We start from the raw sequence: 1,017 nt of genomic DNA, 5'->3' as shown, positions 1-1,017 counted from the left end.
GGAAGCCCACGATGTAGTGGTTACTCATCGCGATGTAGTGGCTAACGCGTTACCGCACCTTGCGATTGAAGAGCTCGGTGCATGGCAGACGCCCGCAAACGAGCGCAACGCCGATCAGCAGGCATTAGCAGCTCACTCTGACGAATTGTTGGCAGAGCTGCGGGCGAGTGATGTCCTGGTGCTGGCGGTTCCGCTGTATAATTTAGGTATCCCGTCCCAGTTGAAAGCGTGGTTTGACCGCGTGCTGCGCGCTGGTGAAACCTTCCGCTACACTGAAAATGGCCCGCAGGGTTTGCTTGAAGGTAAGCGTGCGATTATTTTAGCTGCTCGCGGTGGCCAGTACGCAGGGACTGAATTAGACAGCCAAACGCCACATCTTAAAGCCATGCTCGGTTTAATGGGCATTAGCGATGTGGATGTTGTCTTTGCAGAAGGCTTGAATATGGGTGACGCTCAGCGTGATGCTGCGCTAAAAGAAGCGTTCCAAGCGATCGATCAATTGGTCGAAACACTCTAGTAACACGTTGATTTAAAAGAGGTGGTAATGCCGCGCCCTGAACTGCTCGAACAGATTTATACCATTGTTGATCAGATTCCTGCTGGGCGGGTAACCACCTACGGGCGTATCGCGGCGATGACGGAAGGCGCCACGCCGCGCATGGTTGGCTCGGCGATGCGCCACTTACCAGAAGGGCATCAACTACCCTGGCATCGCGTCATTGCTGCGTCGTTAACGCTAGCCGACCACGGCGGTGCTGACCGCCAGCATCAGAAACTGCGCGATGAAGGCGTTATGTTTGATAGCAAAGGGCGTGTGCCTGCCCATCTGGTCTGGCCTGATTGAGCCAACGCTGTAAGAGAGAGTTTCAGCTTGCGATGATTCAGGCTTTGCTGCTTATGTTTGCCAAGGGCGGCTACGCCGCCATCGCCCGATAAATCGGCCTCCTACAATAGGTATCTGCCCAGAGGTCGAACCACCGATAAATAGGCCTCCCACAATAATATTGTGGGAGGCCG

General features: G+C 54.7%; 2 protein-coding genes. Both read left to right on the top strand.

Translation table 11 applies throughout. From position 1 onward, the window contains the following. A partial coding sequence (locus INT22_RS12550; RefSeq protein WP_226912686.1) for an FMN-dependent NADH-azoreductase occupies window positions 1-517 on the top strand: 517 nt, incomplete at its 5' end. A gap of 27 nt (window positions 518-544) precedes the next feature. Continuing rightward, entirely contained in the window at window positions 545-844 is a 300-nt protein-coding gene (locus INT22_RS12545; RefSeq protein WP_038477012.1) for an MGMT family protein, read from the top strand. Window positions 845-1,017: the final 173 nt, after the last annotated feature.

Origin of the sequence: Halomonas sp. 3D7M (assembly GCF_014897885.1) — a bacterium.
In the GTDB taxonomy this organism is placed as follows: Bacteria; Pseudomonadota; Gammaproteobacteria; order Pseudomonadales; family Halomonadaceae; genus Vreelandella.
This window is presented reverse-complemented; position numbering and strand designations above follow the sequence as displayed.

Excerpts from the sequence above, each read along its gene's own strand:
- INT22_RS12545 (WP_038477012.1), top strand. The coding sequence starts at position 545 with ATGCCGCGCCCTGAACTGCTCGAACAGATTTATACCATTGTTGATCAG.